Raw genomic sequence first — 26888 nt, forward strand, 5'->3', positions numbered from 1 at the left:
CTCCGATTTGTCCTACAGCGCTTCCGCGCCGGAAATGATTTCGATCAGCTCGTTGGTGATGACGGCCTGACGCGAACGGTTATACTCGATGGTCAGATCTTCGATCATGTCACCGGCGTTCCGTGTCGCGTTGTCCATTGCCGACATCCGGGCACCCTGTTCAGAGGCCGCGTTTTCCAGCAGAGCCGAGAAGATCGCCGTTGCAACGCCGCGCGGCAGCAGGTCGGCCAGGATGGCCTCTTCGCTGGGCTCGTAGTCGAACAGTGTCGTCGCCTCGTCCGCGCCTTCGGTCTCTTCGAAGGTCGCCGGGATGATCTGCTGTGCCGTCGGGATCTGGCTGACGACGTTCACGAACTTCGAATAGAAGATCGTGGCGATGTCATATTCACCCGCGTCAAAACGGCCAAGTACGTCCTTGGCGATCCCCTGCGCATCGGCATAGCCAAGGCGCTTGACGTCGCTGAGGTCAACGTGACCGACCAAAAGGTCGCCAAAGTCACGACGGATGCTGTCGCGGCCTTTCTTGCCAACGGTCAAAATCTTGACCTCCTTACCCTTGGCGATAAGGCCACGGGCATGGGCTTTGGCAAGCTTGGCGATGTTGGCGTTAAAGCCACCGCACAGGCCACGTTCAGCGGTCATGACAACCAACAGGTGAACCTGATCCGACCCCGTGCCGCTCAGCAGCTTGGGGGCGGTGTCAGACCCACCTACCGATGCAGCCAACCGCGACATCACAGCGTTAAAACGCTCTGTGTAGGGGCGGGATTGCTCGGCAGCTTCCTGCGCGCGGCGAAGCTTCGCCGCGGCAACCATTTGCATGGCTTTCGTGATCTTGCGGGTCGATTTGACCGACGCGATCCGGTTTTTTAGGTCCTTGAGGTTTGGCATGTGCCCTCCCTCCCTTAAGCGAAGTCAGCGGCGAAAGAATCGATGGCAGCTTTGATCTTGTCTTCCAGCTCACCCTTCACCTTGCGGTCGTTGTTGGTGATGTCAGCCATCAGGTCGGCGTGCTTGCTGCGCAGATGCGCCAGCAGGCCCGCTTCAAAGCGGCCGACTTCTTTGACGTCGATCTTGTCGAGGTAGCCGTTTGTACCCGCATAGATCACGCAGACGATTTCCGCGTTGGTCAGGGGGGAGTACTGAGGCTGCTTCATCAGCTCTGTCAGGCGCGCACCACGGTTCAGCAGCTGCTGAGTGGACGCGTCAAGGTCGGAACCGAACTGAGCAAAGGCCGCCATTTCGCGGTACTGAGCCAAGGACAGCTTAACCGGACCAGCAACAGAAGACATCGCTTTGGTCTGAGCCGAGGACCCAACGCGCGAAACCGACAGACCGGTGTTCACAGCAGGACGGATACCTTGGTAGAACAATTCGGTTTCCAGGAAGATCTGACCGTCGGTGATCGAGATCACGTTGGTTGGAATAAACGCGGAAACGTCACCACCCTGGGTTTCGATGATCGGCAGCGCTGTCAAAGAGCCGTTGCCTGCGTCATCGCCCAGCTTCGCCGAACGCTCGAGCAGACGGGAGTGGAGATAGAAAACGTCACCTGGGTAAGCTTCACGCCCGGGCGGACGACGCAGCAGCAGGGACATCTGGCGGTAGGACACGGCTTGCTTGGAAAGGTCATCATAGATGATCAGCGCGTGACGGCCGTTGTCGCGGAAGAATTCCGCCATAGCTGTTGCGGAGTATGGTGCGAGGTACTGCATAGGCGCAGGCTCGGACGCGGTGGCGGCAACAACGATGGAATAATCAATCGCGCCTGTTTCTTCGAGCTTTTTAACCAGCTGGGCAACAGTCGAACGTTTTTGGCCGATCGCAACGTACACGCAGTACATTTTCTTGCTCTCGTCGTCGCCTGCGGCGTCGTTGATCTGCTGTTGGTTCAGGATCGCGTCCAGAGCAACGGCAGTTTTACCGGTCTGACGGTCACCAATGATCAGCTCACGCTGGCCACGGCCAACGGGGATCATCGCGTCAACGGATTTCAGGCCAGTCGCCATTGGCTCGTGTACCGATTTCCGTGGGATAATGCCGGGGGCTTTAACGTCCGCGAGGCCACGCTCGGTGGATTCGATGGGGCCTTTGCCGTCGATGGGGTTACCCAGACCGTCAACAACACGACCCAGCAGACCGTTGCCGATTGGCACGTCCACGATGGAGTTGGTGCGCTTGACGGTGTCGCCTTCTTTGATGTCGCGGTCGGAACCGAAGATAACAACACCAACGTTGTCTGTCTCGAGGTTCAGGGCCATGCCCATGATGCCGCCGGGGAATTCGACCATCTCGCCAGCCTGGACGTTGTCCAGACCATACACGCGAGCGATACCATCACCAACGGACAGAACGCGGCCAACTTCGGCAACTTCTGCTTCTTGACCAAAGTTCTTGATCTGGTCCTTCAGGATCGCAGAAATCTCTGCAGCTTGGATACCCATTTATCCGACCTCTTTCATTACATTCTGGAGGGAATTGAGCTTTGCGCGGATCGACGTGTCGATCATCTTAGAGCCCACTTTTACGATAAGACCGCCAATGAGGGAGTCATCAACGGTCGCATTCAACGTTACTTTTTTGCCTGTGGTCGCGGCGAGCGACTTGGACAGTTTTTCGGACTGCGCTTTGGTCAGCGCCTTGGCCGAAATCACATCAGCAGTCACTTCGCCTTTTTCAACGGCGATGATGTCACGCAGGTTCTGGACCAGCTGCGGCAGGACAAACAGACGGCGCTTGTTGGCCATCAGTTCCAGCGTGCTGGCGAGCGTCTGGGACAGGTCCATCTTTTTGGCGATGGCACTGATCGACGCGGCTTGCTGTTCGCGCGTGTAGATCGGCGAATTGATCAGATCGCGGAAATCTTCGCTTTCGGCCAATGCGGCTTGCAGCGCATCAAGATCTTTCTCGATCTGGGGAAGGGCTTTGGCCTCTTGGGCCAGCTCGTACACGGCGGTCGCATAGCGTTGTGCGATACCTGTAGAGATTGATGCTGTTTCGGACACGTCCATCCTCTCATACGTCAGGGCCGGATAAGCGAATACATCGCGTCACCGGGGTGTTGGCGCGACTTGAAATTACCCAAGACGTCTAAATCAGGGCGGATGTAGCAGACGGACCCGCATCCCGCAACACAGTATAGTGAGGTTGCCACAGGAAAGCGCCCCTTATTCTTAGCGCAATGCACCCCTGCGACGCTTTGACCTGATCAACCTGCCTAAAAATCAATAGACATCCGGCAATTTCGGGTGTGGCAGCGATTCTTGCCGCCGTGGCGCGGGGGTCACATAGGCTGCGGCAGGACCGCCTGAACGGCCGAAGGCGTCACCGCGCCGACCCCTTCCAGAACGCGGATCGACCGGCGCGCTGGCGTGCGTGCAACCTTGCCCTTGGGCGGGTACACCAGCTTGGTCACCTCGACCATAAACGCCCCGCCCGCCATGATCGTCGGCATGTGCCGCCCGACCTTTTCAAACAGCGGCCCCGCGCGCCGGAACGTCCGTCTGGTCGAGGGCATCAGATACAGCGCACCCAACTGGCGCTCTGGCAGGAACTGGTGTTTGCGCAGTTGCGTTTCGAGCTGCCCCAGCGAATAGGGCCGCCCATATCCGAAGGGCGTGATATCGCTACGCGCCCAGAACCCTGCACGGTTGGGCACGATGAACAGCGCCCTGCCCCCCGGCCCCAACACGCGCCAGCATTCCTCCAGCAGGTCGCCCTGCCGGTCAGACGTTTCAAGCCCGTGCATCAGAACCAGCCGGTCGACATGTCCGGTTTCGATCGGCCAAAGCGTTTCTTCGGTCAGCACAGAGGTATTGGGCATGCCCGCAGGCCAAGGCATGACCCCCTGCGGCCCCGGCATCAGCGTCATCACCCGCCGCGCATCCGCCAGATAGGGGCGCAGCAAGGGGGCAGCGAAACCAAAGCCCACAACGGTCTGCCCCTTGGCCTCGGGCCAAAGCTCAAGCATGCGGGTACGCAAGGAATGCTGCGCCGCGCGGCCAAGGGCACTGCGATAGTAAAAGTTGCGCAGGTCTTGGACATCAAGGTGCATGGACAAAGGGCCTTGTTGGGTGGATCGCCCCGACCCTAGACCAAAGCCACGCGCCGCAAAAGAGCGGACTGCGCGAAACCCGTTTGCAGCACCGCCCCGCCCGCGCTAGCGTGGTGATCCGCACCCCGAAACCCCGACCGGAGCCGCTGCTATGTCCTTTGATCTTGTGACCATCCCCTGCCTGTCCGACAACTACGCCTTCCTGCTACGCGATCAGACCAGCGGCAAGGTCGCCTTGATCGACGTGCCCGAGGCCGCGCCGATCGCTGCCAAGCTGGACGAGCTGGGCTGGACGCTGACAGAAATCTGGCTGACCCATCACCACCCCGACCACATTCAGGGCGTGCCCGCGCTGATTGCCGACCACCCTGCCCGCGTGATCGGTGCCAAGGCTGATGCCGAACGCCTGCCCCCGCTGGACGCGGCCTATGACGACGGGCAATCCTTCAGCTTCGGCGCGCATACGGTCGATGTGATCGACGTGTCGGGCCATACGGTCGGACATATCGCCTTTCACGTCCCCGCGGCCAAATGCGTCTTTACCGCCGACAGCCTGATGGCGCTTGGTTGCGGTCGCCTGTTCGAAGGCACGCCCGCGCAGATGTGGGACAGCCTGCAAAAGCTGATGCGCCTGCCCGCCGATACCACCGTATGTTCGGGTCACGAATACACGCAGTCGAACGCAAAATTCGCCCTGACGGTTGATCCGGAAAACACGGCACTTATATCTCGTGCAAGAGAGATCGATCAGGCCCGTGCTGATGGCGAGCCGACAGTTCCCTCGACGCTTTCAACGGAACTTGAAACCAACCCCTTCCTGCGCCCGTCCGATCCGGGCATCCGTGCGCAACTGGGGATGGTCAACGCCACCGACACCGATGTGTTTGCCGAAATTCGCGCGCGCAAAGACCGTTTCTGACCGCCGCAATCATGGTCTAAAATCGACGTTCACGATAAATGTGACAGCGATATTGCAGAAAAACCTTGAAGCTGCGCCGTGATCAACCAAACTCTAATACTATGAGGCCATGCTCGGTTGCGGCGCGTCCTGTTTCTGACGCCCCCTCCGACACAGATCGAAAAGGAGCACGCCTGTGCCTTCATTCTCGTCTACCCTAGAACAAGCCATTCACGCGGCGCTGGCCCTTGCCAATGCGCGCAAACATGAATTCGCTACGCTTGAACATCTTCTTTTGGCCCTGATCGACGAACCCGACGCCGTGCAGGTGATGAAAGCTTGTTCCGTCGATATGACCGAACTGCGCGAAACGCTGGTCGAATTTGTCGATGAAGACCTGAACAATCTGGTCACCGATGTTGACGGCTCCGAAGCGGTGCCAACGGCAGCGTTCCAGCGGGTGATCCAGCGTGCGGCGATCCATGTGCAATCCTCTGGTCGGACCGAAGTGACCGGCGCGAACGTGCTGGTCGCGATCTTTGCAGAACGCGAAAGCAACGCCGCCTACTTCCTGCAAGAACAGGATATGACGCGCTATGATGCGGTCAATTACATCGCGCATGGCGTCGCCAAGGATCCGGCTTTCGGTGAACCACGCCCCGTGTCCGGTGCGCCGGATCACGAGGAAGAAGCCCAAGGCGTCACCGATGGCGACAAGAAAGAATCCGCGCTGGCGAAATACACCGTCGATCTGAACGCGAAATCCCGCGAAGGCGACGTTGACCCGCTGATCGGCCGGTCGGACGAGGTGGAACGCTGCATCCAGGTGCTGTGCCGCCGCCGCAAGAACAACCCGCTGCTGGTAGGTGACCCCGGCGTCGGGAAAACCGCCATCGCCGAAGGGCTGGCGCGCAAGATCGTTGCCGGTGAAACGCCCGAGGTCTTGGCCGAAACCACGATCTACTCGCTCGACATGGGCGCGTTGCTGGCCGGCACCCGCTACCGCGGTGATTTCGAAGAACGCCTGAAAGCCGTCGTGACCGAGCTGGAAGAACATGACAACGCCGTCCTGTTCATCGACGAGATCCACACCGTTATCGGTGCCGGTGCCACATCCGGCGGCGCGATGGATGCCTCCAACCTGCTGAAACCCGCGCTTGCGGGCGGCAAGCTGCGCACCATGGGGTCGACCACCTACAAGGAATTCCGCCAGCATTTCGAAAAAGACCGTGCCCTTGCGCGTCGTTTCCAAAAGATCGATGTGAACGAGCCTTCGGTCGAGGATGCGGTGAAAATCCTGCGGGGCATCAAACCCTATTTCGAGGATCACCACTCGGTCAAATATACCTCTGACGCGATCCGGACCTCGGTTGAACTGGCGCACCGCTATATCAACGACCGCAAACTACCTGACTCCGCCATCGATGTGATCGACGAAGCGGGCGCGGCGCAGCATCTGCTGGCGGCCTCTAAACGGCGCAAGACCATCGGCACCAAAGAAGTCGAGGCCGTGGTGGCGAAGATCGCGCGCATCCCGCCCAAGAACGTATCCAAGGATGATGTGATTGTGCTCAAGGATCTTGAGGCATCGCTGAAACGCGTCGTCTTCGGTCAGGACAAGGCGATCGAAGCCCTGTCGTCCGCGATCAAACTGGCCCGTGCCGGCCTGCGCGAGCCGGAAAAACCCATCGGCAACTACCTGTTCGCAGGGCCGACAGGTGTGGGTAAGACCGAGGTGGCGAAACAGCTGGCCGACACGCTTGGTGTGGAACTGCTGCGTTTCGACATGTCTGAATACATGGAGAAACACGCCGTGTCCCGCCTGATCGGTGCCCCTCCCGGCTATGTCGGGTTTGATCAGGGCGGCATGTTGACCGATGGCGTTGACCAGCACCCGCACTGCGTTCTGCTGCTCGACGAGATGGAGAAAGCCCACCCGGACGTCTACAACATCCTGTTGCAGGTGATGGATCACGGCAAGCTGACGGACCATAACGGCCGGACAGTGGATTTCCGCAATGTCGTGCTGATCATGACGTCGAACGCAGGCGCGTCCGAGCAGGCGAAGGAAGCGATCGGCTTTGGCCGTGACCGTCGCACCGGCGAGGATACCGCCGCGATCGAACGGACCTTCACGCCCGAATTCCGCAACCGTCTGGACGCGGTGATCAGCTTTGCGCCGCTGCCGAAAGACGTGATCTTGCGGGTGGTCGAGAAGTTCGTGCTGCAGCTTGAAGCTCAGCTGATGGACCGCAACGTGACGATTGAACTGTCCACCAAAGCCGCCGAATGGCTGGGCGACAAAGGCTATGATGCACGAATGGGTGCGCGCCCCCTTGGACGCGTCATCCAAGAGCACATCAAAAAGCCCCTCGCCGAAGAGCTGCTGTTCGGCAAGCTGGCGAAAGGTGGTGTGGTCAAGGTCAACGTCAAGAAGGGCGAGCTGGACCTGACGATCCTCGGGTCGGAAAACCCCAAGCTGACAGGCAACAAGCCACCGTTGCTGACAGCTGAATGATACCACGCAGCGCCGTATTTGCGCTTGCCCTGCCCTTTGCCAGCCCCGTGCTGGCAGAGGGTTTTCTTATCTCCCGGCCCCTTGACTGCGACCTTGGCACAGACTGCTTCATCCAGCAGTATGTCGATAGCGATCCGTCGTCTGATGCGATGGATTTCACCTGTGCCGCGTTAAGCTATGACGGGCACAAAGGCACGGATTTCGCACTGTCCAGCCGGGCCCGTATCGCCGACAACATCCCCGTCCTTGCCAGCGCTGCAGGCCGTGTCACCGGTATGCGCGACGGTATGGCTGACAGCGGCTATACCAGAGAAAACGCCGCCGGTATTGATGGTAAGGAATGTGGCAACGGCGTCGTGCTTGACCACGGGAACGGTTGGGAAACCCAGTACTGCCACCTCAAACAAGGCTCGGTCAGCGTTACCAGGGGGCAAGAGGTCGCTTTGGGCGATACCATCGGCTTTGTCGGGCAGTCGGGAAAGGCCGCCTTCCCCCATGTGCATCTGTCGGTGCGCAACGATGGGGCCGTCGTTGATCCCTTCGATCCCGATGGGACCACCAGCTGCGACGCCCCCGGTGATAGCAATCTATGGGCTGAACGACCCGACTACCGCGCCGGTGGGCTGATCAGCATTGGTTTTGCCGATGCGGTCCCCGCCTATGACGCCATCAAACAAGGCGAGGCAGCGGCGGCGTCCCTGCCCGTGGATGCGGATGCGCTGGTTGTCTGGGGCTATATGTTTGGCACGCGGGCGGATGACATCGTGAACCTGTCCATCACCGGCCCTGACGGCATGGTGATCGCGGATGATGTGACGCTGACCAAAACCCAGGCCCAAGCCTTTCGCGCCATCGGCAAACGTGGCCGCGTGGACTGGCCCGCGGGCACCTATACCGGCACGGTGACGATGATCCGCGGCCTGCAGATCATCAGCCAACGCAGCACGGAAATCGAGGTTAAGTAGCGCTACCTCTCGGTCAGCTTCAGCTCGATCCGGCGGTTTTGTGCGCGGGCGGCTTCGGTGTTGCCACTGGCAACGGGCTGATATTGGCCAAAGCCGTTCGCGGCCAGCCGTTCCGGTGCGATCCCGAGGAAGTTGATCATATATTTGACCACCGACAGGGCGCGCGCCTGACTAAGCTCCCAGTTATCCGCAAATTCGCCCAACCCCGACAGCGGCTGGTTGTCGGTATGCCCGTCTACGCGAATGACCCAGTCGATTTCAGGCGGGATATCGGCCGCAATGTTGCGCAGGATACCGGCGACCTTGGCGATCTCTCCGCGACCATCGGCGGACAGCGTGGCGGCCCCCGGGGGGAACAACACCTCGGAAGAGAAGACGAAACGGTCCCCCTCGATGCGCACACCCTCCTGATTGCCCAAAAGCGCGCGCAAGCGGCCAAAGAACTCGGACCGGTATTGTTCAAGGTTCTTTGTCTCGGCCTCAAGCCGCGCACGTTCAGCCGCTTCAAGCTCGGCGCGGCGGCGTTCTTCGGCGGCGACCCGTGCGAGGGCGGTGTTCAGATCTGACCCCAACGATTGCAACTGCACCTCCTTCGCGGCATCGCGTGCGACGGCATCATCCAGCAGGGATTGCAGTTCCCCCAACTGGCCGCGCAGGGCGGCGACCTGCTGGTTCAATAGTTCTGTTTGGCGCTGCGCGGCGGCAGTCGCCGCTTCTTCCTGCGCCAGCTCGGACCGGGCGGCATCCAGCAAAGCGGCCTGTTTCTCTGCATCCGACAGCTCTGCCTCGGCGCGGTTCTCAGCGGCAAGCTTTGCCGCAAGCGCATCCGCCAGTTTGGCGCGCAGCTCTGCCCGATCGGCCTGAGTTGCTTCAAGAGTTTCGGTTTCCGCCAGCGCAGCGGCAAGTTCTGCATCCAGCGTTTCCTTGGCAGCGCGGGCGGCGGCCAGCAGGGTCAGCGTATCCTCGGCCTCTTGGCGCTGCGTCTCTAGCGCCAGCGTCATTGCGGTCAGCTCTGCATCGGCATTTTCCAGCTTTTCGCGCAAGCGTTCGGCGGCGGCAGCTTCGGCCAGACGGGCGGCTTCGGCCTCTGACAGCGCGGCGGCGTTCTGTGCGGCGGCGGTTTCCAATGCGGCCTGCGCATCCTGATTTTGCGCCCGCAGATCATCCACCAGCGCCGTCAGCGCATCACGGCGGGCGGCGGCAAGGCGGGCGGCTTCGGCCTGGGCGTCCGTCTCTGACCGCGCCTGCGCCAAGGCAAGGTTCAACGCCTCTTGCGCGCTCAGCAGTTCTTCTTGTCGCGTCTCAAGCGCCTCTCCACGGGCGACCGCCGCGTCCCGCTGAGACAACAGGCTTGCCACCTGCGCCTCGAAACCGGTGATCTTGGCCTCTGCCGCATCAAGCTGTGCGGCCTGCGCATCGCGTGTCGCGGTCAAGGAGGCGATCATCGCCGCCTGCTCTGCCGCCTGATCGCGGGCAGCGGTGAGGGATGTGTTCAGCGTCCCCAGTTCTGCCTCAAGCTCGGCCGTGGTTTGCCGTTCCATCCCAAGCGCTTGCGCCAGCGCCGCGACTTCACCCGACAGTGAATTCAGTTCGTTCTCTTGCCCGTTGATCCGCTGGGTCTGTACGGCTTGCAGCACCATAAAGATGGTCAACACGAACATCAGCACCAGCAAAAGACCCGTCATCGCATCCACGAATCCCGGCCAGATCGAGCCCTGAAACCGTGCCCCAGTGCGTCGGGAAAGCGCCATGATCAGCTGCCCTCGGTGTCGGTACGGTCAGGGGTGCGCAAGCGGCGCGGCTCAGCGCCACGCGGGGCCGACAGCGCCTTGGCCAGCAAAGATATATCCTTGCGCAACTCGGCCATCGTCTCCTGCCGTCCGGCTGAAATCTCTTCGAGAATACGCAGCATCTGCACGTCGATCGACCGCAGGCGCATCCGGCTTTCCGCATCCGCGCGTTCGTGTTCACCCTGCCCTTCAAGCACGGCCACCATGCGCTCCTGCCCTTTGGCGATCCGATCAAGGCTTTCGGCCGGCGTATCGGTCTGTGCGGCCCGCGCTGACAGTTCCTCCATCGTGGCGGCCAGCGCACCGATCTTGCTGTTCAGCGCGGTCTGGCTTTCCGCCGATTGTCCGATCAGCTGACGCAGGCTGTCCATCTGTTCGGCCATGTGATCCAGCACACCAGCCACCGCGTTTTGATCCGACGCCCCGTCCTCGCCCGAGGAAAAACCAACGCGGGTGATCGAGCTGAGCCAATCTTCAAGCTCTTGATAAAAGCGGTTCTGCCCGTGACCGGCAAAGAGTTCAAGCAAGCCAACCACCAGCGATCCCGCCAGCCCCAAAAGGGACGACCCGAACGCCACCCCCATACCGCCAAGCTGCGATTCCAGCCCTGTCATCAGGCGCGCGAACATATCGGTGCTGCCATCCCCTTCTTGCGGGGCGAGGCTGCGGATGGTTTCAACCACCGCCGGTACGGTCGTCGCCAAGCCGTAGAACGTGCCCAGAAGCCCGAGGAAGATCAGCATGTTGACGATATAACGCGTGATCTCGCGCGCTTCGTCGATGCGGGTGGCGACGGAATCCAGGATAGATCGGGTAGAGGTCGCGTTCACCTGCATCCGCGCGCCGCGTGTGCGCAGCAGCGATGCCAGCGGTGCCAGCAGTTGCGGGGCGACGGCATCGGCATTGGGCGCGTCAGAGGCAAAATTCTCGATCCAGCGCACAGAGCCGATCAACTGCACCACCTGATAAAAGCAGGCGATCACACCGATGAAGAAAACGACAATGATGACCCCGTTCAAATAGGGGTTCGCCGCAAAAATAGGCAAAACGCTTGGCAGCGCTAGAAAAGCCCCGATGCAGGTCAACCCGAGGGCGATCAGCATCAGCGTGATCTGCCGCACCGGCTGGGAAAACTGTGGTTTGGATTCGCGATCTGACTGCGCCATGCCTCGTGGCTCCTGACACTTTTGTGCTTCTGTTGCCGCAGCCTACACTTAATCCCGACGGTTATGCCACGGGTTTATGCGCATAAAGTCTTTACGCGGTCGTGCAGCCACGCCAGCGACGGATCATGCAGCCCGATCTGCGTCAGATGCGCTGCGGTGTTGAACAGATATTCGGTATTCGGCCCCATGCCGCCAACCGCGCCCGAGATGATCTGCGCCTGCTCTTCCAGCGGCAAGCCGCCGCAGTATTGGTCATGTTCCGCGTCAATCACATAGACCAAGGCCGCAACCGTGCGCCCGTCCTCTAGCTGCACATCCAGCGTTTTCTCTACATAAGCCGACGACACAAGCTCGCGTTCGCGCAAATAGGCCAGCGTCGCTTCTTCGGTGCCCGGTGCCACGCGCAGCGCCATGCCATCGCAGGCCGTGCCCGTATCCGCATCCAGCGCCAGCACAAGCCCCGGACGTTCGACCGAGCCACGGTGGTGGATGGAGCGCATGCAGAACGACCGCGCATACCCGGGCAACCGCCCGATCACGCTTTCCGCGACGTCAAACCCCGGTTTCCACAATAAGCTGCCGTAACCGAACACCCACATTGCCATGTCTCTGGTCCTTTATCATTGGCTTGTTTAAAGCTGCGCTATCGCAGGCGTTAATAAGGTGTTGGGTAAAATGGGCAAGGTCGTGTTGGTTATTGTCGTTCTGGCGGCGGTTTGGTGCGGATGGTGGGTCGCTGCCTCGTCTGGATTGCAGCGTGGCATCGCGAAACTGATCGAAACGCGCCGCGCAGCCGGATGGCAGGCAGACGTGGGCGAAATGAAAAAGCAGGGCTTCCCCTCACGGTTGCAAACCCGTCTGACCGATGTGACCCTGACCCCGCCGGCCCAAAGTGCCGGGCGCGGGATCGCCAGTGCCGTCGCGGCAAAGCGCATCGACATCTCTACCCCCGCATACTGGCCCGGATATGTCACCGTAGCCTCGCCCTATATCGAACTTGGCCTGTCCGGCCCCAACTTGCGCGCCATGTTGTCGGCCGAGGACGTGACAACCGATCTGCGCCTACGCCCCAGTGTTTCCGGCCAGCTTGACCGGTTGACGCTGGACGGCGGGGCCTGGGTGCTTGACCTGCCCGTCACCGGCCCTGTCGAGGGGCGCGGGTTGAACGTCAGCGCTGTGCAACAGACCGTCGGCCAGCCGATCTATGAACTGGCGCTGGACGCGCAAAACGTCACCCCCAGTGCCGCACTGCGCGGCCTGTTCGGCCTGCCCGACGATTGGGCAGAGGCGTTTGACACCGTCACCGCCAAAGCGACCATCACCTTTGACCGGCTGTGGGACCGTAAGGCCCTTGGCCGGACCCGCCCCCAGCCCCGCGTGATCGACCTGCGTCATGCCAAGCTTGCCTGGGGCGACATCGCCCTGTCCCTGCGCGGTACAATTGCGGTCGCCGAAGATGGTCTGGCAACAGGGACATTGTCGGTCGCGGCACAAGACTGGCCGACGATGCTGACCATGGCCGAGAGCGCGGGATACATCCCCCCCAACTTCCGCCCCCAAGCGGAACAAATGCTGAAGGGGTTGGCGCAAATGTCGGGGAACACCGATGCGCTGGATCTGGACATCACCGTGAAGGACGGAAAGATGTCTATGGGTTTCATCCCCTTGGGCCGAGCACCCAAGATTATCTTGCGCTGAATTGCGTTAAATCAACGGCAATAGGTCCCCTTGCGATACCGCGCCGTGTCGAAATGAAAGTGATCCAGATGGAAACGGTTCGCTTTCGGGCCAAGCACCGTGCCAAAGGTCCCGCAGGCTCCCTTGTGCACCCGACGCATGGCCTTACGGCTCGCGGGGGCATTCCAGCCCTTCAACACACTGACCTCGGCTCCGCTGTGCATCTGGAAACCCGAGATATCGATCGCCCGCCCGCGCCCGTGCTCTGATATCTTGCCACCCGGCTGGTTGTTGCGCGTCCGGCAGGCGTAATGGGCGGCGACACGCAGCCCTCGCAGGCCACCCTGACCGGCAAAAGCGGGCTTTGCCGATTGATCAATCCATGTTTTCAATGCTTTGGCAGTCTTGCAGTCCATCACCGCTGCTTGGCTCAACCGCACGCCCGACACCGATTGGATCTGCACCGCATCGCTGACGCCGCAGCCCTTGAGCTTGGGTTGCACCCGTCCGATCGCCTTGCCCTGAATGGAAATATCCCCGCATACCGCGCCCTTGGCCAGCAGGCGGCGTTTGGCCTTGGCCGCTTGCTCTGCCTTACGGCTGCGCAGGCTGGGCCGTAGCGAGGAGGCGATCCCGCCCGTGGCCGCTATCGCGCGTTTGGCCCCCGCATTGCGCGGCGGCGTGGCAATCGACCCTTGGGGTGTCAGCGCAGCCCCCCCGGCCAAAGCCGGCGGGCGCAAAGAGGTATCGGGGCCGGCCAGTGCGGCACCGGAAAGCAGCGCGTATATCAGCGCCGTCCGGATCATTTATTGCCGGGTTGGCGACCAAAGTTCGGCGCGTCCGTGTCCTGCCCCGCTTCGATAATCCCGCGACGGATCGCGCGGGTACGGGTGAAGTAATCATGTAGATGATCGCCATCCCCCATACGGATCGCGCGCTGCAATGCGAAAAGCTCTTCCGTAAAGCGGCCCAGAATCTCGAGCGTGGCCTCCTTGTTGGTCAGGAACACATCGCGCCACATGGTCGGATCGCTTGCCGCGATGCGGGTAAAGTCGCGAAAGCCCGCGGCGGAATATTTGATCACTTCGCTATCGGTCACGCGGCGCAAATCATCGGCCACGCCCACCATCGTATACGCGATCAAGTGCGGCGCGTGGCTGGTCACTGCAAGCACCAGATCGTGATGCTCCGCATCCATTTCCTCGACATTGGCACCCATACCATCCCAGAGGTTCCGCAACCTTGAGACCGCATTGGCGTTGGTGTCGGGCACAGGCACCAGCAGGCACCAGCGGTTGTCAAAAAGCTCTGCAAAGCCGCTGCGTGGGCCGGAGTGTTCGGTCCCCGCCAAAGGGTGTGCCGGGATGAAATGCACCCCGTCGGGCAGCAGTGGGCCCACTTGCGCGATCACATCCGCCTTGACCGACCCCACATCCGTCACCGTGCAGCCGGGTTTGAGATGCCCGGCCATCTCGGCCGCGACCGACCCCATGACGCCGACGGGTACACAAAGCACCACAAGATCCGCGTCTTTCACTGTCTTGGCGATGGAATCGCAGACCTCGTCGCACAGGCCAATCTCGCGGGCGGTGTCGCGGGTTTCGGCGCTGCGTGCAAAGCCCGACACATGGCCCGCAAGCCCGCCGCGCTTCATCGCCCAGAACATCGAAGAGGCGATCAGCCCCAAGCCGATCAGCGCGACTTTCTCATAAATTACGGGCATATCAGTCGCCTTTAAACTGTCGGATCGCATGCACCACGCGGCGGCATGCGCTTTCATCGCCCACGGTGATCCGCAAGCAGGTCGGCAGCTGGTAGCCCGCCACGCGCCGCACGATCAACCCTTGGGTCTTGAGGTATTCATCACAGGCCTCGGCCTCGTCCTGCGACTTGAACCGTGCGAGGATGAAGTTCGCGCAAGACACATCAGACGGCACGCCGATCTCTGCCAGCGCATCAGCCATCCAATTGCGCCATTTGGCGTTCTCGCTCCGGCAATGGGCGGCGTAGCCGGTATCCTTGATCGCCGCCGTCGCGGCATTCAGCGCGGCCTGCGACAGGTTGAACGGCCCGCGCACACGATTCAGCACGTCGATAATATGCGCCGGAGCATAGCCCCAACCGATCCGCAGCCCGCCCAGACCGTAAAGCTTGGAGAACGTCCGCGTCATCACGATATTATCGTGGCTATCGACCAAAGCCGCGCCGCCGTCATAGCCTTCGACATATTCGGCATAGGCCCCGTCGAGCACCAGAATTGCCTGTTTGGGGATACCGGCGGCAAGACGTTCAATCTCGCTCAGCCCGATCATGGTGCCGGTGGGGTTGTTCGGGTTCGCAATGAACACCAGCCGCGTTTTGTCGGTGCACCCCGCGAGCAGCGCGTCCACATCCGTGACCCGTTCGTTTTCGGGCACCTCGACCGGGGTCGCGCCGTTGGCCAGCGCGGAGATCCGGTACATGCCAAAGCCGTGCACCGTGTGCAGCACCTCTGTCCCCTCGCCCGAGAACGCTTGGCACAAAAAGGCGATGATCTCGTCCGAGCCGGCCCCGCAAATAATGCGGTCAGCGTCCAGCCCGTGCACCTGCGCGATCGCCTGACGCAGCGCGGTATGATCAGAGGACGGATAGCGATGCAGATCATAGGACGCATCGCGGAACGCTTTGACGGCCGCGTCGGACGGGCCAAGCGGGTTCTCGTTCGAGCTGAGCTTGATCACATTATCAAGCCCCGCCACATGGGACGCCCCGCCTTGATACAGCGCGATGTCCATAATGCCGGGTTGCGGGCGAATAGCGGTTGTCATCTGTCATGTCTCCTGTCGGGCGGACCATAAACGCGCGCCGTCGCCAGCGCCACTACGATCTTGTCCCAGCGTCATATGGCCCCGCGCTAAAGGCGCGTCACCAAACGCAAAAAGGGCCACGCCGGTCTTTCCAGCGTGGCCCCTTCGGCATTGATATGCGAGGAACCTTAGTTCTTCGCGTAGAATTCGACCACGAGGTTCGGTTCCATCATGACAGGGTATGGCACGTCGCCCAAAGCGGGGGTGCGCACAAATGTCGCTGTCATCTTGGAGTGATCCGCCTCGATGTAGTCAGGCACGTCACGCTCTGCCAGTTGCGTCGCTTCGAGCAGGGCAACCATTTGCTTGGAACGGTCACGCACTTCGATCACGTCGCCTTCTTTGACGCGGTAGGAAGGAATGTTAACCTTCTTGCCGTTCACTTTGACGTGGCCGTGGTTCACGAACTGGCGCGCAGCGAAAACGGTCGCGACGAATTTGGCGCGGTATACAACGGCGTCCAGACGACGCTCCAGCAGACCGATCAGGTTTTCACCTGTGTCACCTTTTACACGCTCGGCTTCGCCGTAGATGCGGCGGAATTGCTTTTCGGTCAGATCGCCGTAGTAGCCTTTCAGCTTCTGCTTGGCGCGCAGCTGAATGCCGAAGTCGGACATTTTGCCCTTGCGGCGCTGACCGTGCTGGCCGGGGCCGTATTCACGACGGTTCACTGGGGACTTAGGACGGCCCCAGATGTTTTCGCCCATACGGCGGTCAATTTTGTGCTTGGCAGCTGTACGCTTAGTCACGGCTGTTCTCCTTTTTGAGGCCCCCGCAGGATTGCGACGGGCGGTAAAGGGCGTTGTCCTCTGGCCGAAGCCTGACAGGGTTCCCCTTGCGGGGTCCACCAACACCAATCAAGCGGCGCTTATACGGTGCTGCGGGTTGGAGTCAATGCACGAACTTGGCCCAATTAGCCTCAAATCGTAGCTAATTAGGCAGTAGCGGTCGGGAAGTCCGCGAAAATGCGCATTTCGATGAACGCTCCGCCGCCCTACGTCATGTGACCCGCCGAACGTTGCCTTAAAATCGCCAAAATCGTTAACAAAAAGTTAAAGCGGGCACTTTTAAGTTGAAATGTTAACGATTGTCACGCAGCATCAAGGTGTTGAACGGTTTGAGGGGGCTAGTGTGACGCATAACATGGGCTATCGCGGCGGATACTGTTTGCATCCAATGCACTTCATCGGAACTCATAACGCAGTTGTGGTGCATCGCGTCGAAAGACCACGCGCATGAGGATCTTGGCCGTCGAGGACAATCAAGATCTGCGCAATTTGCTAGAAGAATATCTTCGGACGCAAGATCACGAATATGTCCGCACGGCCGCCTCCGGCAAGGAGGCGCTTGAAGTCATCCATAGCGCGCCGGTTATTTTCGACTGCCTACTGCTCGACATCCAGATGCCGGAAATGTCCGGCGTAGAGCTGATCCCCCACATCCGACAAATCGACGGGTACGAATTCGTGCCCATCATCATGCTCACCGGGGTAAAGAACAGCGAAAGCATCGCGAAATCCTTCGTGGCGGGCGCGTGGGACTATATCATCAAACCGTTCGAGTTCTTCGACCTTGAGGCACGCATTCATGGTGCGGAAATGCGCAACGCCGAATTTGTCCGGCACCTGAAACGCCCGCATGAATCCCCCAACCAAGAGAATTTCGACGTTCTGAAAGAGCTCGCGCTCGACCGTCCAATGTCGCCGTCCGAGCTTTCCGAGAGCGGCCTTGTCCCGCAGGACGCCTTTGAAAACTGCATTATGCGCATGCAATCCGAGTTTGGTGGCGGCATGCAGATCGCTGTGATCGTGCTGCAGAACTTTGCGGATGTGCTTGCGCAGGTTCCGCAAGACCAGCGCGTCGAGTTTTCTGTCGGATTGGCACGCAGGTTGACCGATGCGCTCAGCAGCCTGAACCTTATCGTGACATATCGATCAAACGGCACCTTCGCCGCGCTCTCGCCCGCGCTTAAAACGCAATCCACGCTCAATATTGCTGACGTGGTGAAGAGCGCGGTCCAGACCTCGCCAGAGGCAGCATGTCATCGCGATATCGTGGTCAACGTCGACTACTGCCGCACCAAGGCATTCTCGACCAGCGGCGACACGATTGTGATGCTTGACCAACTCGCAAAGCGCCTAAGTACCGTTACCGCCTAACACGGTAACAGCGGCCTAGCCGGCGTCCCAGTCGTGTTTGGGCCTTTGCGCCACAGCCTGATGACGGGGACAGCACGTCAAATGGTCATTCACCATGCCCACAGCCTCCATAAACGCATAGACGATTGTCGGGCCGCAGAACTTAAACCCCCGTTTTTTCAAATCAGCCGATATCTGCTTTGAAAGCGGCGTCCATGCGGGAACATCCGACTGACGCTCAAACCGGTTTTGCAGTGGCTCGAACCCCACGTATTTCCATAAGCACCGATCAAATCCCTCCTTCTTTTCAATCTCTTGCCAAACGCGTGCATTTGTAATCGCCGCCTCGATCTTTCCGCGGTGGCGGATAATGCCGGGGTTGGCGAGCAAGCGTTCAACCTCGGCTTCACCCCATGTAGCGATGACATTAGGGTCAAAACCGGCAAAAGCCTCGCGGAAATTCTCTCGCTTTTTAAGTATCGTGATCCAACTCAGCCCTGCCTGAAAGCCATCAAGGATCAGTTTTTCCCAAAGCGCGCGGCTGTCATACTCCGGCACACCCCAGTCAGTGTCATGATAATCCAGATAAATTTGCTCTGGCCCAGCCCAGTCACACCGCTGCATCCACATCCCCTTCTCCGACGGATCTGGCCGGATGGCTAAAATTTGTACTGCATTGCCGCGTTAACCCGGCGTTACAAGTTTCCGCGCCAAGGTGACATGAGTACAGCGATAAATGGAAGCGCCACTTTGGAAGATATATCACCACACCCGCTCGCCGACCTGCCCGAGGGGACGAAAAACCCGCTCGACTACGCGCTGACCCAACGCGACGGCAGCACATTGGCCATGGTCAGGGCTGCTGTCGCGCATAATCAGACATTGATGGCATACCAGCCTGTCATGCGGGACGCGGACGACCCAAAAATCGCCTTTTACGAAGGTTTCATTCGCATTCTGGATCCCACCGGTCGCGTCATTCCCGCCCGCGAATTCATGCCCGTGGTCGAGAAGACCCAGCTTGGCCGCGAGATTGATGTGCTATCGCTCAATGCGGGGCTTGCCGCGCTGAGCGAAAACAAAGGGTTACGCCTTTCCATCAACATGTCCGCGCGCTCTATCGGGTATGCGGGATGGACGACCCTTTTGAACCGGTGGCTGTCGCGCGACGGCACCATTGGCGAACGTCTCATCCTAGAAATTAGCGAAAAATCGGCGATGCAGATGCCAGAGCTTGTCGCCAGCTTTATGGACCAGCTCCAGACACGGGGCGTTTGCTTTGCATTGGATAACTTTGGCTCTGACTACATCGCCATCCGCTATTTGAAAGAGATGTTCTTTGACATTCTGAAGATCGACGGGCAGTTCGCCCGCGGCGTAAGCGACCACCCCGACAATCGTGCAATCGTGTCGATCATGGTGTCGATTGCCCGCAACTTCGACATGATTACCGTCGCCGAACAGGTGGAAAATCAAGACGATGCATCCCTGCTTCTCGCGCTTGGGGTCGATTGCCAACAGGGCTTTCTGTATGGCGCACCAACCACCCAACCCTACTGGCAGAGCACGCCGGAAGAGCGCAAAAATGCGTAAGCGAACATGGCGCGATTGCCGCATGTGCAGCAATGGGATATGTCCAAACCATAGAAGACGGGGGAACGGGAAAACGCCGTATTATATTACCCCACGTCAGTAGTTCAGGGGAAGAACACATATGACCAACGTTGTCATCGCATCCGCAGCGCGCACGCCTGTCGGCAGCTTCAGCGGATCCTTTGCAAATACACCAGCGCACGATCTGGGCGCCGCGGTGCTGAAAGAGATCGTCGCCCGCGCAGGCATCGACCCTTCCGAGGTCAATGAAACAATTCTGGGTCAGGTTCTGACCGCCGCTCAGGGGCAAAACCCTGCCCGTCAGGCACATGTGAACGCGGGTCTGCCTATCGAAAGTGCTGCATGGTCGATCAACCAGGTCTGCGGCTCTGGTCTACGCGCGGTCGCTTTGGCAGCGCAGCACATCCAATTGGGCGACGCCGATATTGTGGCAGCCGGTGGTCAGGAAAACATGTCGATGAGCCCCCACGCACAAAATCTGCGTCCGGGTCAGAAAATGGGCGACATGCAACTTATCGATACGATGATCCGCGACGGTCTGTGGGATGCGTTCCACGGGTACCATATGGGCCAAACAGCTGAAAACGTTGCCGCTAAATGGGATATCAGTCGCGACGCCCAAGACGCATTCGCGGTCGCCTCGCAGAACAAAGCCGAAGCCGCCCAGAAGGCCGGTAAATTCCAAGACGAAATCGTGCCTTTCACCGTCAAAACCCGCAAGGGCGAGGTGGTTGTCGATCAAGATGAATACATCCGCCACGGTGCCACGATGGAAGCGATGCAGAAACTGCGCCCCGCCTTCACCAAAGACGGTTCCGTCACCGCAGCCAATGCGTCCGGCCTGAACGACGGCGCCGCTGGCGCATTGCTGATGTCCGCAGACAACGCCGAAAAGCGCGGCATCACACCTTTGGCGCGCATCGCGTCCTATGCGACCGTTGGCCTGGACCCGACGATCATGGGTGCCGGCCCGATCTATGCATCGCGTAAAGCGCTTGAGAAAGCGGGCTGGAAGGCCGAGGATCTAGACCTTGTCGAAGCCAACGAAGCGTTCGCGGCGCAGGCCTGCGCGGTCAACAAGGACATGGGGTGGGATCCATCGATCGTGAACGTGAACGGCGGTGCCATCGCAATCGGCCACCCCATCGGTGCCTCCGGTGCCCGCATCCTGAACACCCTTTTGTTCGAGATGCAGCGACGCGGCGCGAAAAAAGGGCTCGCGACCCTGTGCATCGGCGGCGGCATGGGCGTGGCCATGTGCCTTGAGCGTCCATAACGCTGTTTAATCAATCAGGCGTGGCGCGCGTTCGGCAAGAACGCGCGCCACGCGAAAAACATCTGCTTTTTCCCTGCGTAAACTGTTGCAATGAATTTCAAGCCTGACTACAAATTCTCCACGTAATTAAATTGCGAAATTAACAAGGCAAACGAAACAACATTGCCTTAAGGGGAGAGATTTATGTCACGTGTTGCACTTGTAACAGGGGGAAGCCGCGGGATCGGGGCGGCTATTTCCACAGCTTTGAAAGACGCAGGATACACCGTCGCGGCAACATATGCCGGGAACGACGAGGCAGCTGCGCAGTTTACAGAAACCACGGGCATCAAAACCTACAAGTGGAACGTCGCCGACTATGACGATTCCAAAGCCGGGATTGCCAAAGTCGAAGAAGATTTAGGCCCGATCGACGTGGTCGTAGCGAACGCAGGTATCACCCGCGACGCACCTTTCCACAAGATGACGCCCGACCAGTGGAACGAAGTGGTTGGCACCAATTTGACGGGTGTTTTCAATACGATCCACCCGGTTTGGCCTGGCATGCGCGAACGCAAGTTCGGTCGGATCGTCGTCATAAGTTCGATCAACGGGCAGAAAGGTCAGTTCGCCCAGGTGAACTATGCCGCGACCAAAGCAGGCGATCTGGGCATTGTGAAGTCACTCGCGCAGGAAGGCGCGCGCGCCAATATTACCGCGAATGCGATCTGCCCCGGCTATATCGCGACGGATATGGTGATGGCGGTGCCCGAGAAGGTGCGCGACTCTATCGTGGCGCAAATCCCGACCGGCCGCTTGGGCGAACCCGAAGAAATCGCCCGCGCGGTTGTATTCCTAGTCAGTGATGACGCGGGCTTTATCAACGGGTCCACGATCACCGCGAATGGTGCACAGCATCTGGTCTAAACGGCCTACCTGAACGCAAAAGGCCAGCGCATTTCGCGCTGGCCTTTTTGTCGGCGGCCCACCAATGGGCACGCCAACGGAATTGAAATCTATCAGGCGGAAAGCCGGGTAATTTCCTCTTTCAAGCGCAGCTTTTCCTTTTTCATATTCGCAACCTTTAGCCCGTCCATACTCGGCGATCGTTGGGCCTGTTCTACAGCGTCACTCATTGCCAAATGCTTCCGTTTCAGAGCATCCAGATGTGCGTCAAAAGCCATGTAACTCTCCTTAGGTTATGTTGCGTAGAATGATTGAAGCACGAAATATTCCACCTGTCACGCGGCAGCGCAGCAAAACTATCGACAAGTTGAGATATCGGCGAGAGGCTGCTTAGAATGGCAGCGCTGCGCCCTCGCGCAGGACCGCTCGTATTTCGGGCACATAGCTGTCGCCGTCGCTCAAATGTTGTGCGCCTTCGTGCATGACAAGGGGCGCGTTCAAGCGAAACGCCCCCCGCCCGCTTTTGCGCGCACGCAGGATGACCAGTTCAGCCATGCGACCAATGCGCGGTGCGATCGGCAGCACCTCTATGCTGCCCATATCATGGGGTAGCGCGCGGATCAGATCGGGCAGGCGTTCCGCCCGATGGATAAAATGCGCCTGCCCTTTCGGGGCAAGGCGTTTGGCCGCGATCTTGACCCAGGTTTCCAAAGGGGTCGCTTCACCCAAGGCGGTTTCACGACCGCTGTTCGTCGCAGCGACTGAGGCGTGGCGATCAAAATACGGCGGGTTGGCAAGAACGTGGTCAAATTGTCGCTGCCGCAGGGCCAGCGGCATGGCATCAATGTCGGCCTCAACCACTTCAAATGCTGGATTATTGCGCCGTGCAAGCGCGGCATAGGCAGGCTGAATCTCGACCCCTGTCAGCTGCAAGCCCGGCACCCGCGCGCCCAGACAAAGCGACGCCGCCCCTACCCCGCAGCCCAGCTCTAGCACGCGCTGACCGGCCTGCGCCGGCACCGTTGCAGCCAATAAAACAGGGTCAACGCCCGCACGGTAGCCTTTACGCGGCTGCCACAAATGCAGCTTGCCGCCCAGAAACGCATCCCGCGTGAGCGCGTCGGGATCAAAGACGTCCACAGCGGTTATTTGGGCAACCCGGTGGGGATGTCGTTGTCGCGCAGGACCCGCGTTGCGGCGGTGTAATCGTCGTCGTGCACCATCAAGCGGCGGGGGAAAATGCCGATCCCGCCTTCAAGCACGCTCATGTTTACGTCCAGCGGAAAGCAGTCTATATCCTCGCCCTGAAGAAGGGCGCTGGCAAAGGCGATTATTGTCGGATCGGTTGTGCGCAAAAGTTCCTTCATAACAGAGATGTAAGGGCAATCGACGTTGATTGTCGAGCCTTCCAATTAAGGTCGTGTAAATGACGAGCGAAAACACCCAGAAACCACATGACCGGATGGCGGCCTATCTTAACGCGGATATGACCGCGGTGAACGATCTGATCCGCGACCGCATGGCGTCAGAACATGCGCCGCGCATCCCCGAGGTCACGGCGCATCTGGTAGAGGCAGGCGGCAAGCGGCTGCGCCCGATGCTGACCCTCGCTGCGGCGCGTCTGTGCGGCTATGACGGCCCCTACCACGTGCACCTTGCCGCCACGGTAGAATTCATTCACACCGCGACCCTGCTGCACGACGATGTGGTCGATGAAAGCGCGCAGCGTCGCGGGCGACCGACGGCCAACTTGCTGTGGGATAACAAATCTTCGGTGCTGGTGGGCGATTACCTTTTCGCGCGCAGCTTCCAGCTGATGACCGAGACGAATAACATGCGCGTGCTGGCGATCCTTGCCAATGCCTCCGCCACGATTGCAGAGGGCGAGGTGTTGCAACTGACCGCCGCGCAGAATCTGGCCACGGATGAAGGCATCTACCTACAGGTCGTGCGCGGGAAGACGGCGGCGTTGTTTTCGGCAGCGACGCAGGTGGGCGGGGTGATTGCCACGGCCCCTGACGCACAGGTTCATGCCCTGTTTGACTATGGTGATGCCTTGGGGATCGCGTTCCAGATTGTCGACGATCTGCTGGACTACCAAGGCGACCCGAATGCCACCGGCAAGAACATCGGTGATGACTTCCGCGAGCGTAAGCTGACCCTGCCCGTGATCAAGGCGATCGCCAAAGGCGACGCGGCCGAACGTGCCTTCTGGACCCGCACCATCGAGAAGGGCAAGCAGGAAGACGGCGATCTTGAACACGCTCTGTCGCTGCTGAATGCACATGGCACTCTGGATGAAACCAAGGCAGAGGCGCTGGCATGGGCGGAACAGGCCAAGACTGCGCTGAACACCCTGCCGGATCACGAGCTGACGCAGATGCTGCGCGATCTGGCCGATTACGTCGTTGCGCGTATCAGCTAATCGTCACCCCACCTTGGCGTGTCGAAGCTACCCCAGCATCGGTGCGGCGGTGACCCACCAGCCGGGCTGTGCCGCGGCAATACGCGTGGCGGCGCGCTGCGCCAGTGCCTCGGTCTCGTAAAGGCCAAAGCAGGTCGCACCAGAGCCTGACATACGCGCCAGCAGCGCGTCCTGTAGGCTGCCCAGACACTCTGCCACCTCTGGCACCACCTGGATCGCCGGTGCCTCCAGATCGTTGCGCTGCGTGGCCAGCCAGGCGGCGAAGGCAGGTGCGCTGGTGAATGCGGGCAGCTCTTTGGGCATGGGCGCGTTGGCGCGGGACTCGAGCCGCGAGAAGACCTCGGGCGTGGCGGCGGATTTATTCGGGTTGATCAGCACCAGCCAGCAGGGCGGCAGCTTGGGCGCGGGCGTCAATCGCTCGCCAATCCCTTCCATCCGCTGGGGGGTGTCATGCAGGCAAACCGGAACATCGGCACCCAGTCGCGCCACATCCTCGGGCACCGGAAGCCCCCAATGCGCCGAGAGCAAGCGCAGCGCCGTGGCTGCATCTGCCGACCCTCCGCCGATCCCTGCCGCGGCGGGGAGGTTTTTCGTCAGATGCAACCGCGCCCCCCTGCCCGCGCCCGCGTCCAGCAGCCTTGCCGCACGCACCACGAGGTTGCGATCATCATGGGGGGCGGCACCGCCATAGGGACCATCGATAAACAGCTCAAGCTGGTCAGAGGGAGATACCGCGATCCGGTCGCCCACGCCCGCGCGCACCACAAGACTATCCAGCAGATGGTAGCCATCGCTGCGCTGCCCCGTGACATGCAGGGTCAGGTTCACCTTGGCCCAGGCGAAACCCGCGTTGGCAACCCCGAGGGCAGCGCCTTGGGTCGTCATTTCTCGGCAGAGGCTTTGCTGAGCGGCTCGGCCCCTTCTTCGGCCAATACCGCGTCCAGCCCCACCTCGAGTTTGCGGCGCATGCGGACGGGATCGGCCTCGCTGTCTTTGTCTTCGGGATCAACAAACGATAGCGCCCGACGCCATTGGAATTCAGCCTCGCGTTGACGGCCAACGGACCAGTAAACGTCGCCCAAATGGTCGTTGACCACCGGATCAACGGCAACCAGTTCAACGGCCCTTTCCATCTGGTCGACGGCCTCTTCGTAGCGGCCCAAACGGTACAAGACCCAGCCCAGTGAATCGACGATATAGCCTGAGTCAGGGCTCGCCGCGACGGCGCGTTCGATCATGTTCAACGCTTCGTCCAGGTTCCGCCCCTGTTCGACCAGTGAATAGCCGAGGTAGTTCAGCACCTGAGGCTGATCGGGGTTGATCTCGAGAGCGACGCGGAAATCCCGTTCGGACGCCTCGCCATTGCCAGAGCGTTCTTCGGCAATGCCGCGCGCGTAATACAGCACCCAGCGTTGCGGATTGCTGTCGGGTGTAAGCTCTATCGCGCGGTCATAGGATTTGATTGCGGCCTTGAAGTTGTCCTGCGCACGCAACGCATCGCCCAAGGCGGAATGGACCGACGGCAATGTGCCGTGGCTGCGGGTCAGCTGTTGCAGAACCTCGATCGCCTGTTCCGGTTTGTTCGACCGTCGCAGCGCCGCCGCACGCCCGAGCTCGGCTGCGTGATAGGCGGGGTTGTCGGCGGGTACGTCCTGCAGCTCCTCGATCGCAAGCTCGTACTGGCCGATGTTTTCCAGCAGATCCGCGGTCAGTAGCAGATCGTCGATATGATCGGGGCGCAGGTAACGCGCGATGCGCGAATAAAGCAGCACATAGTAGTCACCGGCACTTTCATTGCGCAGCACGGCCGCGAAGGTAAAGAAGACTTCGGCAATGCCTGCCTTGGCATCGGGGATCTGGGTAAAGGCGACCTGCCCCTCCCCCTGCAAGGCGGCGACCAACCCGTCAAGCTCGGGGTCGCTGCTGGCCCCGAAACTATCGGTCAGCAGCGCAAGCGCCTGTTCATTTCGCCCGAGCTGGCCAAGGATTTCCGCCCGCGCGATCACACCGCGCCGTGTTTGCCCTGCCGATCCCGCTTGGTTCGAAGCAAAGATCGCCTCCGCCCCTTCGTAGTCGCCGACCGACGCCAGTGCCAAAGCCTTGTGATACAGCACGAACCCCTGCATGCCGGCTTCTTTGCTCAGATCGTCGAACTGGGTGATGGCGGCGGTCATGTCGCCCACGCCCACATGCGCCCAAGCCTTGACCAAACCGTCCACCCAAGGGCCGATCCCGCCCTCGTCTGCGGATTGTTCGATCAGACCCGCATAGTTTTCTTCCTGCGCCATGCCAGCGGTTGTCACCAGATAGGCGATCTGCCCGGGCTGGTCCGACGCGGCCATGATGCGCGCCAAAGGCAGGGCGCGGTCGATATCCCCCAGCGAGAGCAGCGCCAGAACCGTGCTTTCAAGGAATTCGGGGTTCTTAGGATCAAGCGCCAGCGCTTCGCCATAATACTTGGCAGATTCCGCAAAATCACTGCGCACCGCAGCATGCCGACCGGCAAGATAGGCCCCCGCCGCCGATTGCGCCTGTACGGGCATTGCAACGGCTCCGGTCAGCGCCAAAACGCTTGCGGTCAACAGAAGGTTACGGATCATACTGGCACGCCTCATTTGTATTTGCGCGCAAGGCTA

The 26888-nt window shown here is 60.3% G+C and carries 26 protein-coding genes; 9 read left to right on the plus strand and 17 right to left on the minus strand.

Annotated elements, in window-relative coordinates:
- Window positions 1-12 precede the first annotated feature (12 nt).
- The 4 genes from AB1495_RS02740 to AB1495_RS02755 form a co-directional block, all read right to left on the minus strand.
- Entirely contained in the window at window positions 13-891 is an 879-nt protein-coding gene (locus AB1495_RS02740) for a F0F1 ATP synthase subunit gamma (protein WP_009825207.1), read from the minus strand.
- Window positions 892-905: 14 nt separating this feature from the next.
- The gene (gene atpA, locus AB1495_RS02745) at window positions 906-2444 is read right to left on the minus strand and encodes a F0F1 ATP synthase subunit alpha (protein WP_005849573.1); all 1539 of its coding nucleotides are present in this window, start codon (window positions 2442-2444) and stop codon (window positions 906-908) included.
- On the minus strand, window positions 2445-3005 hold the full coding sequence (locus AB1495_RS02750) for a F0F1 ATP synthase subunit delta (RefSeq protein ID WP_174226613.1): 561 nt from the start codon (window positions 3003-3005) through the stop codon (window positions 2445-2447).
- 278 nt (window positions 3006-3283) lie between these two features.
- Window positions 3284-4054 (minus strand): methyltransferase domain-containing protein, encoded by a 771-nt coding sequence (locus tag AB1495_RS02755; protein WP_005849577.1) that lies wholly within the window; start codon window positions 4052-4054, stop codon window positions 3284-3286.
- Between the two features lie 151 nt (window positions 4055-4205).
- Between AB1495_RS02755 and gloB the strand changes: the two genes are divergently transcribed.
- From gloB to AB1495_RS02770, 3 genes are all read left to right on the plus strand, one after another.
- On the plus strand, window positions 4206-4973 hold the full coding sequence (gene gloB, locus AB1495_RS02760) for a hydroxyacylglutathione hydrolase (RefSeq protein ID WP_074634711.1): 768 nt from the start codon (window positions 4206-4208) through the stop codon (window positions 4971-4973).
- A gap of 175 nt (window positions 4974-5148) precedes the next feature.
- Complete coding sequence (gene clpA / locus AB1495_RS02765; protein WP_005849580.1) at window positions 5149-7470, plus strand: ATP-dependent Clp protease ATP-binding subunit ClpA; 2322 nt, start codon at window positions 5149-5151, stop codon at window positions 7468-7470.
- Window positions 7467-8435: a M23 family metallopeptidase gene (locus tag AB1495_RS02770; RefSeq protein ID WP_074634712.1), complete on the plus strand. Its 969-nt coding sequence runs from the start codon at window positions 7467-7469 to the stop codon at window positions 8433-8435. Before clpA ends, AB1495_RS02770 begins: the two co-directional genes overlap by 4 nt.
- Window positions 8436-8437: 2 nt before the next feature.
- On the opposite strand, the gene AB1495_RS02775 is transcribed toward AB1495_RS02770, so the two are convergent.
- The 3 genes from AB1495_RS02775 to AB1495_RS02785 all read right to left on the minus strand — a co-directional run bounded on the left by AB1495_RS02775 (window position 8438) and on the right by AB1495_RS02785 (window position 11996).
- On the minus strand, window positions 8438-10186 hold the full coding sequence (locus AB1495_RS02775) for a peptidoglycan -binding protein (RefSeq protein ID WP_074634713.1): 1749 nt from the start codon (window positions 10184-10186) through the stop codon (window positions 8438-8440).
- Window positions 10187-10188: 2 nt separating this feature from the next.
- Window positions 10189-11391 carry a hypothetical protein gene (locus AB1495_RS02780; RefSeq protein WP_005849585.1) on the minus strand — a complete coding sequence of 401 codons (1203 nt, stop codon included), beginning with the start codon at window positions 11389-11391 and terminating at the stop codon, window positions 10189-10191.
- A 74-nt stretch (window positions 11392-11465) separates the two neighbouring features.
- The gene (locus AB1495_RS02785; protein ID WP_005849587.1) at window positions 11466-11996 is read right to left on the minus strand and encodes a gamma-glutamylcyclotransferase; all 531 of its coding nucleotides are present in this window, start codon (window positions 11994-11996) and stop codon (window positions 11466-11468) included.
- A gap of 70 nt (window positions 11997-12066) precedes the next feature.
- On the opposite strand from AB1495_RS02785, the gene AB1495_RS02790 reads away from it, so the two are divergent.
- Window positions 12067-13089 (plus strand): DUF2125 domain-containing protein, encoded by a 1023-nt coding sequence (locus tag AB1495_RS02790; protein ID WP_074634714.1) that lies wholly within the window; start codon window positions 12067-12069, stop codon window positions 13087-13089.
- A gap of 11 nt (window positions 13090-13100) precedes the next feature.
- On the opposite strand, the gene AB1495_RS02795 is transcribed toward AB1495_RS02790, so the two are convergent.
- The 4 genes from AB1495_RS02795 to rpsD all read right to left on the minus strand — a co-directional run bounded on the left by AB1495_RS02795 (window position 13101) and on the right by rpsD (window position 16663).
- Window positions 13101-13874, minus strand: a complete 774-nt coding sequence (locus AB1495_RS02795; RefSeq protein WP_074634715.1) for an extensin family protein — start codon at window positions 13872-13874, stop codon at window positions 13101-13103.
- A complete protein-coding gene (locus AB1495_RS02800; protein ID WP_074634716.1) occupies window positions 13871-14791 on the minus strand; it encodes a prephenate/arogenate dehydrogenase family protein in 921 nt (306 codons plus the stop codon). The genes AB1495_RS02795 and AB1495_RS02800 overlap by 4 nt, the downstream gene beginning before the upstream one ends.
- 1 nt (window position 14792) lies before the next feature.
- A complete protein-coding gene (hisC, locus tag AB1495_RS02805; protein ID WP_074634717.1) occupies window positions 14793-15875 on the minus strand; it encodes a histidinol-phosphate transaminase in 1083 nt (360 codons plus the stop codon).
- A 167-nt stretch (window positions 15876-16042) separates the two neighbouring features.
- Window positions 16043-16663, minus strand: coding sequence for a 30S ribosomal protein S4 (rpsD, locus tag AB1495_RS02810; protein ID WP_005849596.1), 621 nt, complete (start codon window positions 16661-16663; stop codon window positions 16043-16045).
- A 486-nt stretch (window positions 16664-17149) separates the two neighbouring features.
- Here rpsD and AB1495_RS02815 point away from each other — a divergent pair, with 486 nt between their 5' ends.
- Window positions 17150-18073, plus strand: coding sequence for a PleD family two-component system response regulator (locus tag AB1495_RS02815; RefSeq protein ID WP_074634718.1), 924 nt, complete (start codon window positions 17150-17152; stop codon window positions 18071-18073).
- Between the two features lie 15 nt (window positions 18074-18088).
- Here the strand turns inward: AB1495_RS02815 and AB1495_RS02820 are convergent, their stop codons facing one another.
- The gene (locus tag AB1495_RS02820; RefSeq protein ID WP_367581976.1) at window positions 18089-18676 is read right to left on the minus strand and encodes a DNA-3-methyladenine glycosylase I; all 588 of its coding nucleotides are present in this window, start codon (window positions 18674-18676) and stop codon (window positions 18089-18091) included.
- A 96-nt stretch (window positions 18677-18772) separates the two neighbouring features.
- Between AB1495_RS02820 and AB1495_RS02825 the strand changes: the two genes are divergently transcribed.
- The 3 genes from AB1495_RS02825 (at window position 18773) to phbB (ending at window position 21848) form a co-directional block, all read left to right on the plus strand.
- A complete protein-coding gene (locus AB1495_RS02825; RefSeq protein WP_340287908.1) occupies window positions 18773-19645 on the plus strand; it encodes an EAL domain-containing protein in 873 nt (290 codons plus the stop codon).
- 121 nt (window positions 19646-19766) lie between these two features.
- Window positions 19767-20942: an acetyl-CoA C-acetyltransferase gene (locus tag AB1495_RS02830; RefSeq protein ID WP_005849602.1), complete on the plus strand. Its 1176-nt coding sequence runs from the start codon at window positions 19767-19769 to the stop codon at window positions 20940-20942.
- 183 nt (window positions 20943-21125) lie between these two features.
- Complete coding sequence (phbB, locus tag AB1495_RS02835; protein ID WP_005849603.1) at window positions 21126-21848, plus strand: acetoacetyl-CoA reductase; 723 nt, start codon at window positions 21126-21128, stop codon at window positions 21846-21848.
- A gap of 92 nt (window positions 21849-21940) precedes the next feature.
- Here phbB and AB1495_RS02840 read toward each other — a convergent pair whose 3' ends face one another.
- From AB1495_RS02840 to AB1495_RS02850, 3 genes are all read right to left on the minus strand, one after another.
- Complete coding sequence (locus AB1495_RS02840) at window positions 21941-22105, minus strand: YdcH family protein (RefSeq protein ID WP_005849604.1); 165 nt, start codon at window positions 22103-22105, stop codon at window positions 21941-21943.
- Window positions 22106-22217: 112 nt separating this feature from the next.
- Window positions 22218-22967, minus strand: a complete 750-nt coding sequence (locus tag AB1495_RS02845; RefSeq protein WP_074634720.1) for a tRNA1(Val) (adenine(37)-N6)-methyltransferase — start codon at window positions 22965-22967, stop codon at window positions 22218-22220.
- A 5-nt stretch (window positions 22968-22972) separates the two neighbouring features.
- Entirely contained in the window at window positions 22973-23194 is a 222-nt protein-coding gene (locus tag AB1495_RS02850; RefSeq protein WP_074634802.1) for a DUF2007 domain-containing protein, read from the minus strand.
- A 59-nt stretch (window positions 23195-23253) separates the two neighbouring features.
- Between AB1495_RS02850 and AB1495_RS02855 the strand changes: the two genes are divergently transcribed.
- Window positions 23254-24252, plus strand: a complete 999-nt coding sequence (locus tag AB1495_RS02855; protein WP_074634721.1) for a polyprenyl synthetase family protein — start codon at window positions 23254-23256, stop codon at window positions 24250-24252.
- A 27-nt stretch (window positions 24253-24279) separates the two neighbouring features.
- On the opposite strand, the gene AB1495_RS02860 is transcribed toward AB1495_RS02855, so the two are convergent.
- Together AB1495_RS02860 and AB1495_RS02865 are read right to left on the minus strand one after the other, a co-directional pair.
- Window positions 24280-25137, minus strand: coding sequence for a 4-(cytidine 5'-diphospho)-2-C-methyl-D-erythritol kinase (locus AB1495_RS02860; RefSeq protein ID WP_074634722.1), 858 nt, complete (start codon window positions 25135-25137; stop codon window positions 24280-24282).
- A complete protein-coding gene (locus AB1495_RS02865; protein WP_074634723.1) occupies window positions 25134-26852 on the minus strand; it encodes a tetratricopeptide repeat protein in 1719 nt (572 codons plus the stop codon). The genes AB1495_RS02860 and AB1495_RS02865 overlap by 4 nt, the downstream gene beginning before the upstream one ends.
- Window positions 26853-26888 lie beyond the last annotated feature (36 nt).

Source organism: Sulfitobacter pontiacus, from assembly GCF_040790665.1.
In the GTDB taxonomy this organism is placed as follows: domain Bacteria; phylum Pseudomonadota; class Alphaproteobacteria; order Rhodobacterales; family Rhodobacteraceae; genus Sulfitobacter; species Sulfitobacter pontiacus.

Excerpts from the sequence above, each read along its gene's own strand:
- AB1495_RS02795 (WP_074634715.1), bottom strand. The coding sequence starts at position 13,874 with ATGATCCGGACGGCGCTGATATACGCGCTGCTTTCCGGTGCCGCACTG.
- atpA (WP_005849573.1), bottom strand. The coding sequence starts at position 2,444 with ATGGGTATCCAAGCTGCAGAGATTTCTGCGATCCTGAAGGACCAGATC.
- AB1495_RS02780 (WP_005849585.1), bottom strand. The coding sequence starts at position 11,391 with ATGGCGCAGTCAGATCGCGAATCCAAACCACAGTTTTCCCAGCCGGTG.
- AB1495_RS02860 (WP_074634722.1), bottom strand. The coding sequence starts at position 25,137 with ATGACGACCCAAGGCGCTGCCCTCGGGGTTGCCAACGCGGGTTTCGCC.
- AB1495_RS02830 (WP_005849602.1), top strand. The coding sequence starts at position 19,767 with ATGACCAACGTTGTCATCGCATCCGCAGCGCGCACGCCTGTCGGCAGC.
- AB1495_RS02820 (WP_367581976.1), bottom strand. The coding sequence starts at position 18,676 with ATGCAGCGGTGTGACTGGGCTGGGCCAGAGCAAATTTATCTGGATTAT.
- AB1495_RS02850 (WP_074634802.1), bottom strand. The coding sequence starts at position 23,194 with ATGAAGGAACTTTTGCGCACAACCGATCCGACAATAATCGCCTTTGCC.
- AB1495_RS02785 (WP_005849587.1), bottom strand. The coding sequence starts at position 11,996 with ATGGCAATGTGGGTGTTCGGTTACGGCAGCTTATTGTGGAAACCGGGG.
- AB1495_RS02755 (WP_005849577.1), bottom strand. The coding sequence starts at position 4,054 with ATGCACCTTGATGTCCAAGACCTGCGCAACTTTTACTATCGCAGTGCC.
- AB1495_RS02815 (WP_074634718.1), top strand. The coding sequence starts at position 17,150 with ATGAGGATCTTGGCCGTCGAGGACAATCAAGATCTGCGCAATTTGCTA.
- AB1495_RS02840 (WP_005849604.1), bottom strand. The coding sequence starts at position 22,105 with ATGGCTTTTGACGCACATCTGGATGCTCTGAAACGGAAGCATTTGGCA.
- AB1495_RS02790 (WP_074634714.1), top strand. The coding sequence starts at position 12,067 with ATGGGCAAGGTCGTGTTGGTTATTGTCGTTCTGGCGGCGGTTTGGTGC.
- AB1495_RS02855 (WP_074634721.1), top strand. The coding sequence starts at position 23,254 with ATGACGAGCGAAAACACCCAGAAACCACATGACCGGATGGCGGCCTAT.
- AB1495_RS02825 (WP_340287908.1), top strand. The coding sequence starts at position 18,773 with ATGAGTACAGCGATAAATGGAAGCGCCACTTTGGAAGATATATCACCA.
- AB1495_RS02775 (WP_074634713.1), bottom strand. The coding sequence starts at position 10,186 with ATGGCGCTTTCCCGACGCACTGGGGCACGGTTTCAGGGCTCGATCTGG.
- AB1495_RS02800 (WP_074634716.1), bottom strand. The coding sequence starts at position 14,791 with ATGCCCGTAATTTATGAGAAAGTCGCGCTGATCGGCTTGGGGCTGATC.
- gloB (WP_074634711.1), top strand. The coding sequence starts at position 4,206 with ATGTCCTTTGATCTTGTGACCATCCCCTGCCTGTCCGACAACTACGCC.
- AB1495_RS02740 (WP_009825207.1), bottom strand. The coding sequence starts at position 891 with ATGCCAAACCTCAAGGACCTAAAAAACCGGATCGCGTCGGTCAAATCG.
- hisC (WP_074634717.1), bottom strand. The coding sequence starts at position 15,875 with ATGACAACCGCTATTCGCCCGCAACCCGGCATTATGGACATCGCGCTG.
- AB1495_RS02865 (WP_074634723.1), bottom strand. The coding sequence starts at position 26,852 with ATGATCCGTAACCTTCTGTTGACCGCAAGCGTTTTGGCGCTGACCGGA.
- phbB (WP_005849603.1), top strand. The coding sequence starts at position 21,126 with ATGTCACGTGTTGCACTTGTAACAGGGGGAAGCCGCGGGATCGGGGCG.
- AB1495_RS02770 (WP_074634712.1), top strand. The coding sequence starts at position 7,467 with ATGATACCACGCAGCGCCGTATTTGCGCTTGCCCTGCCCTTTGCCAGC.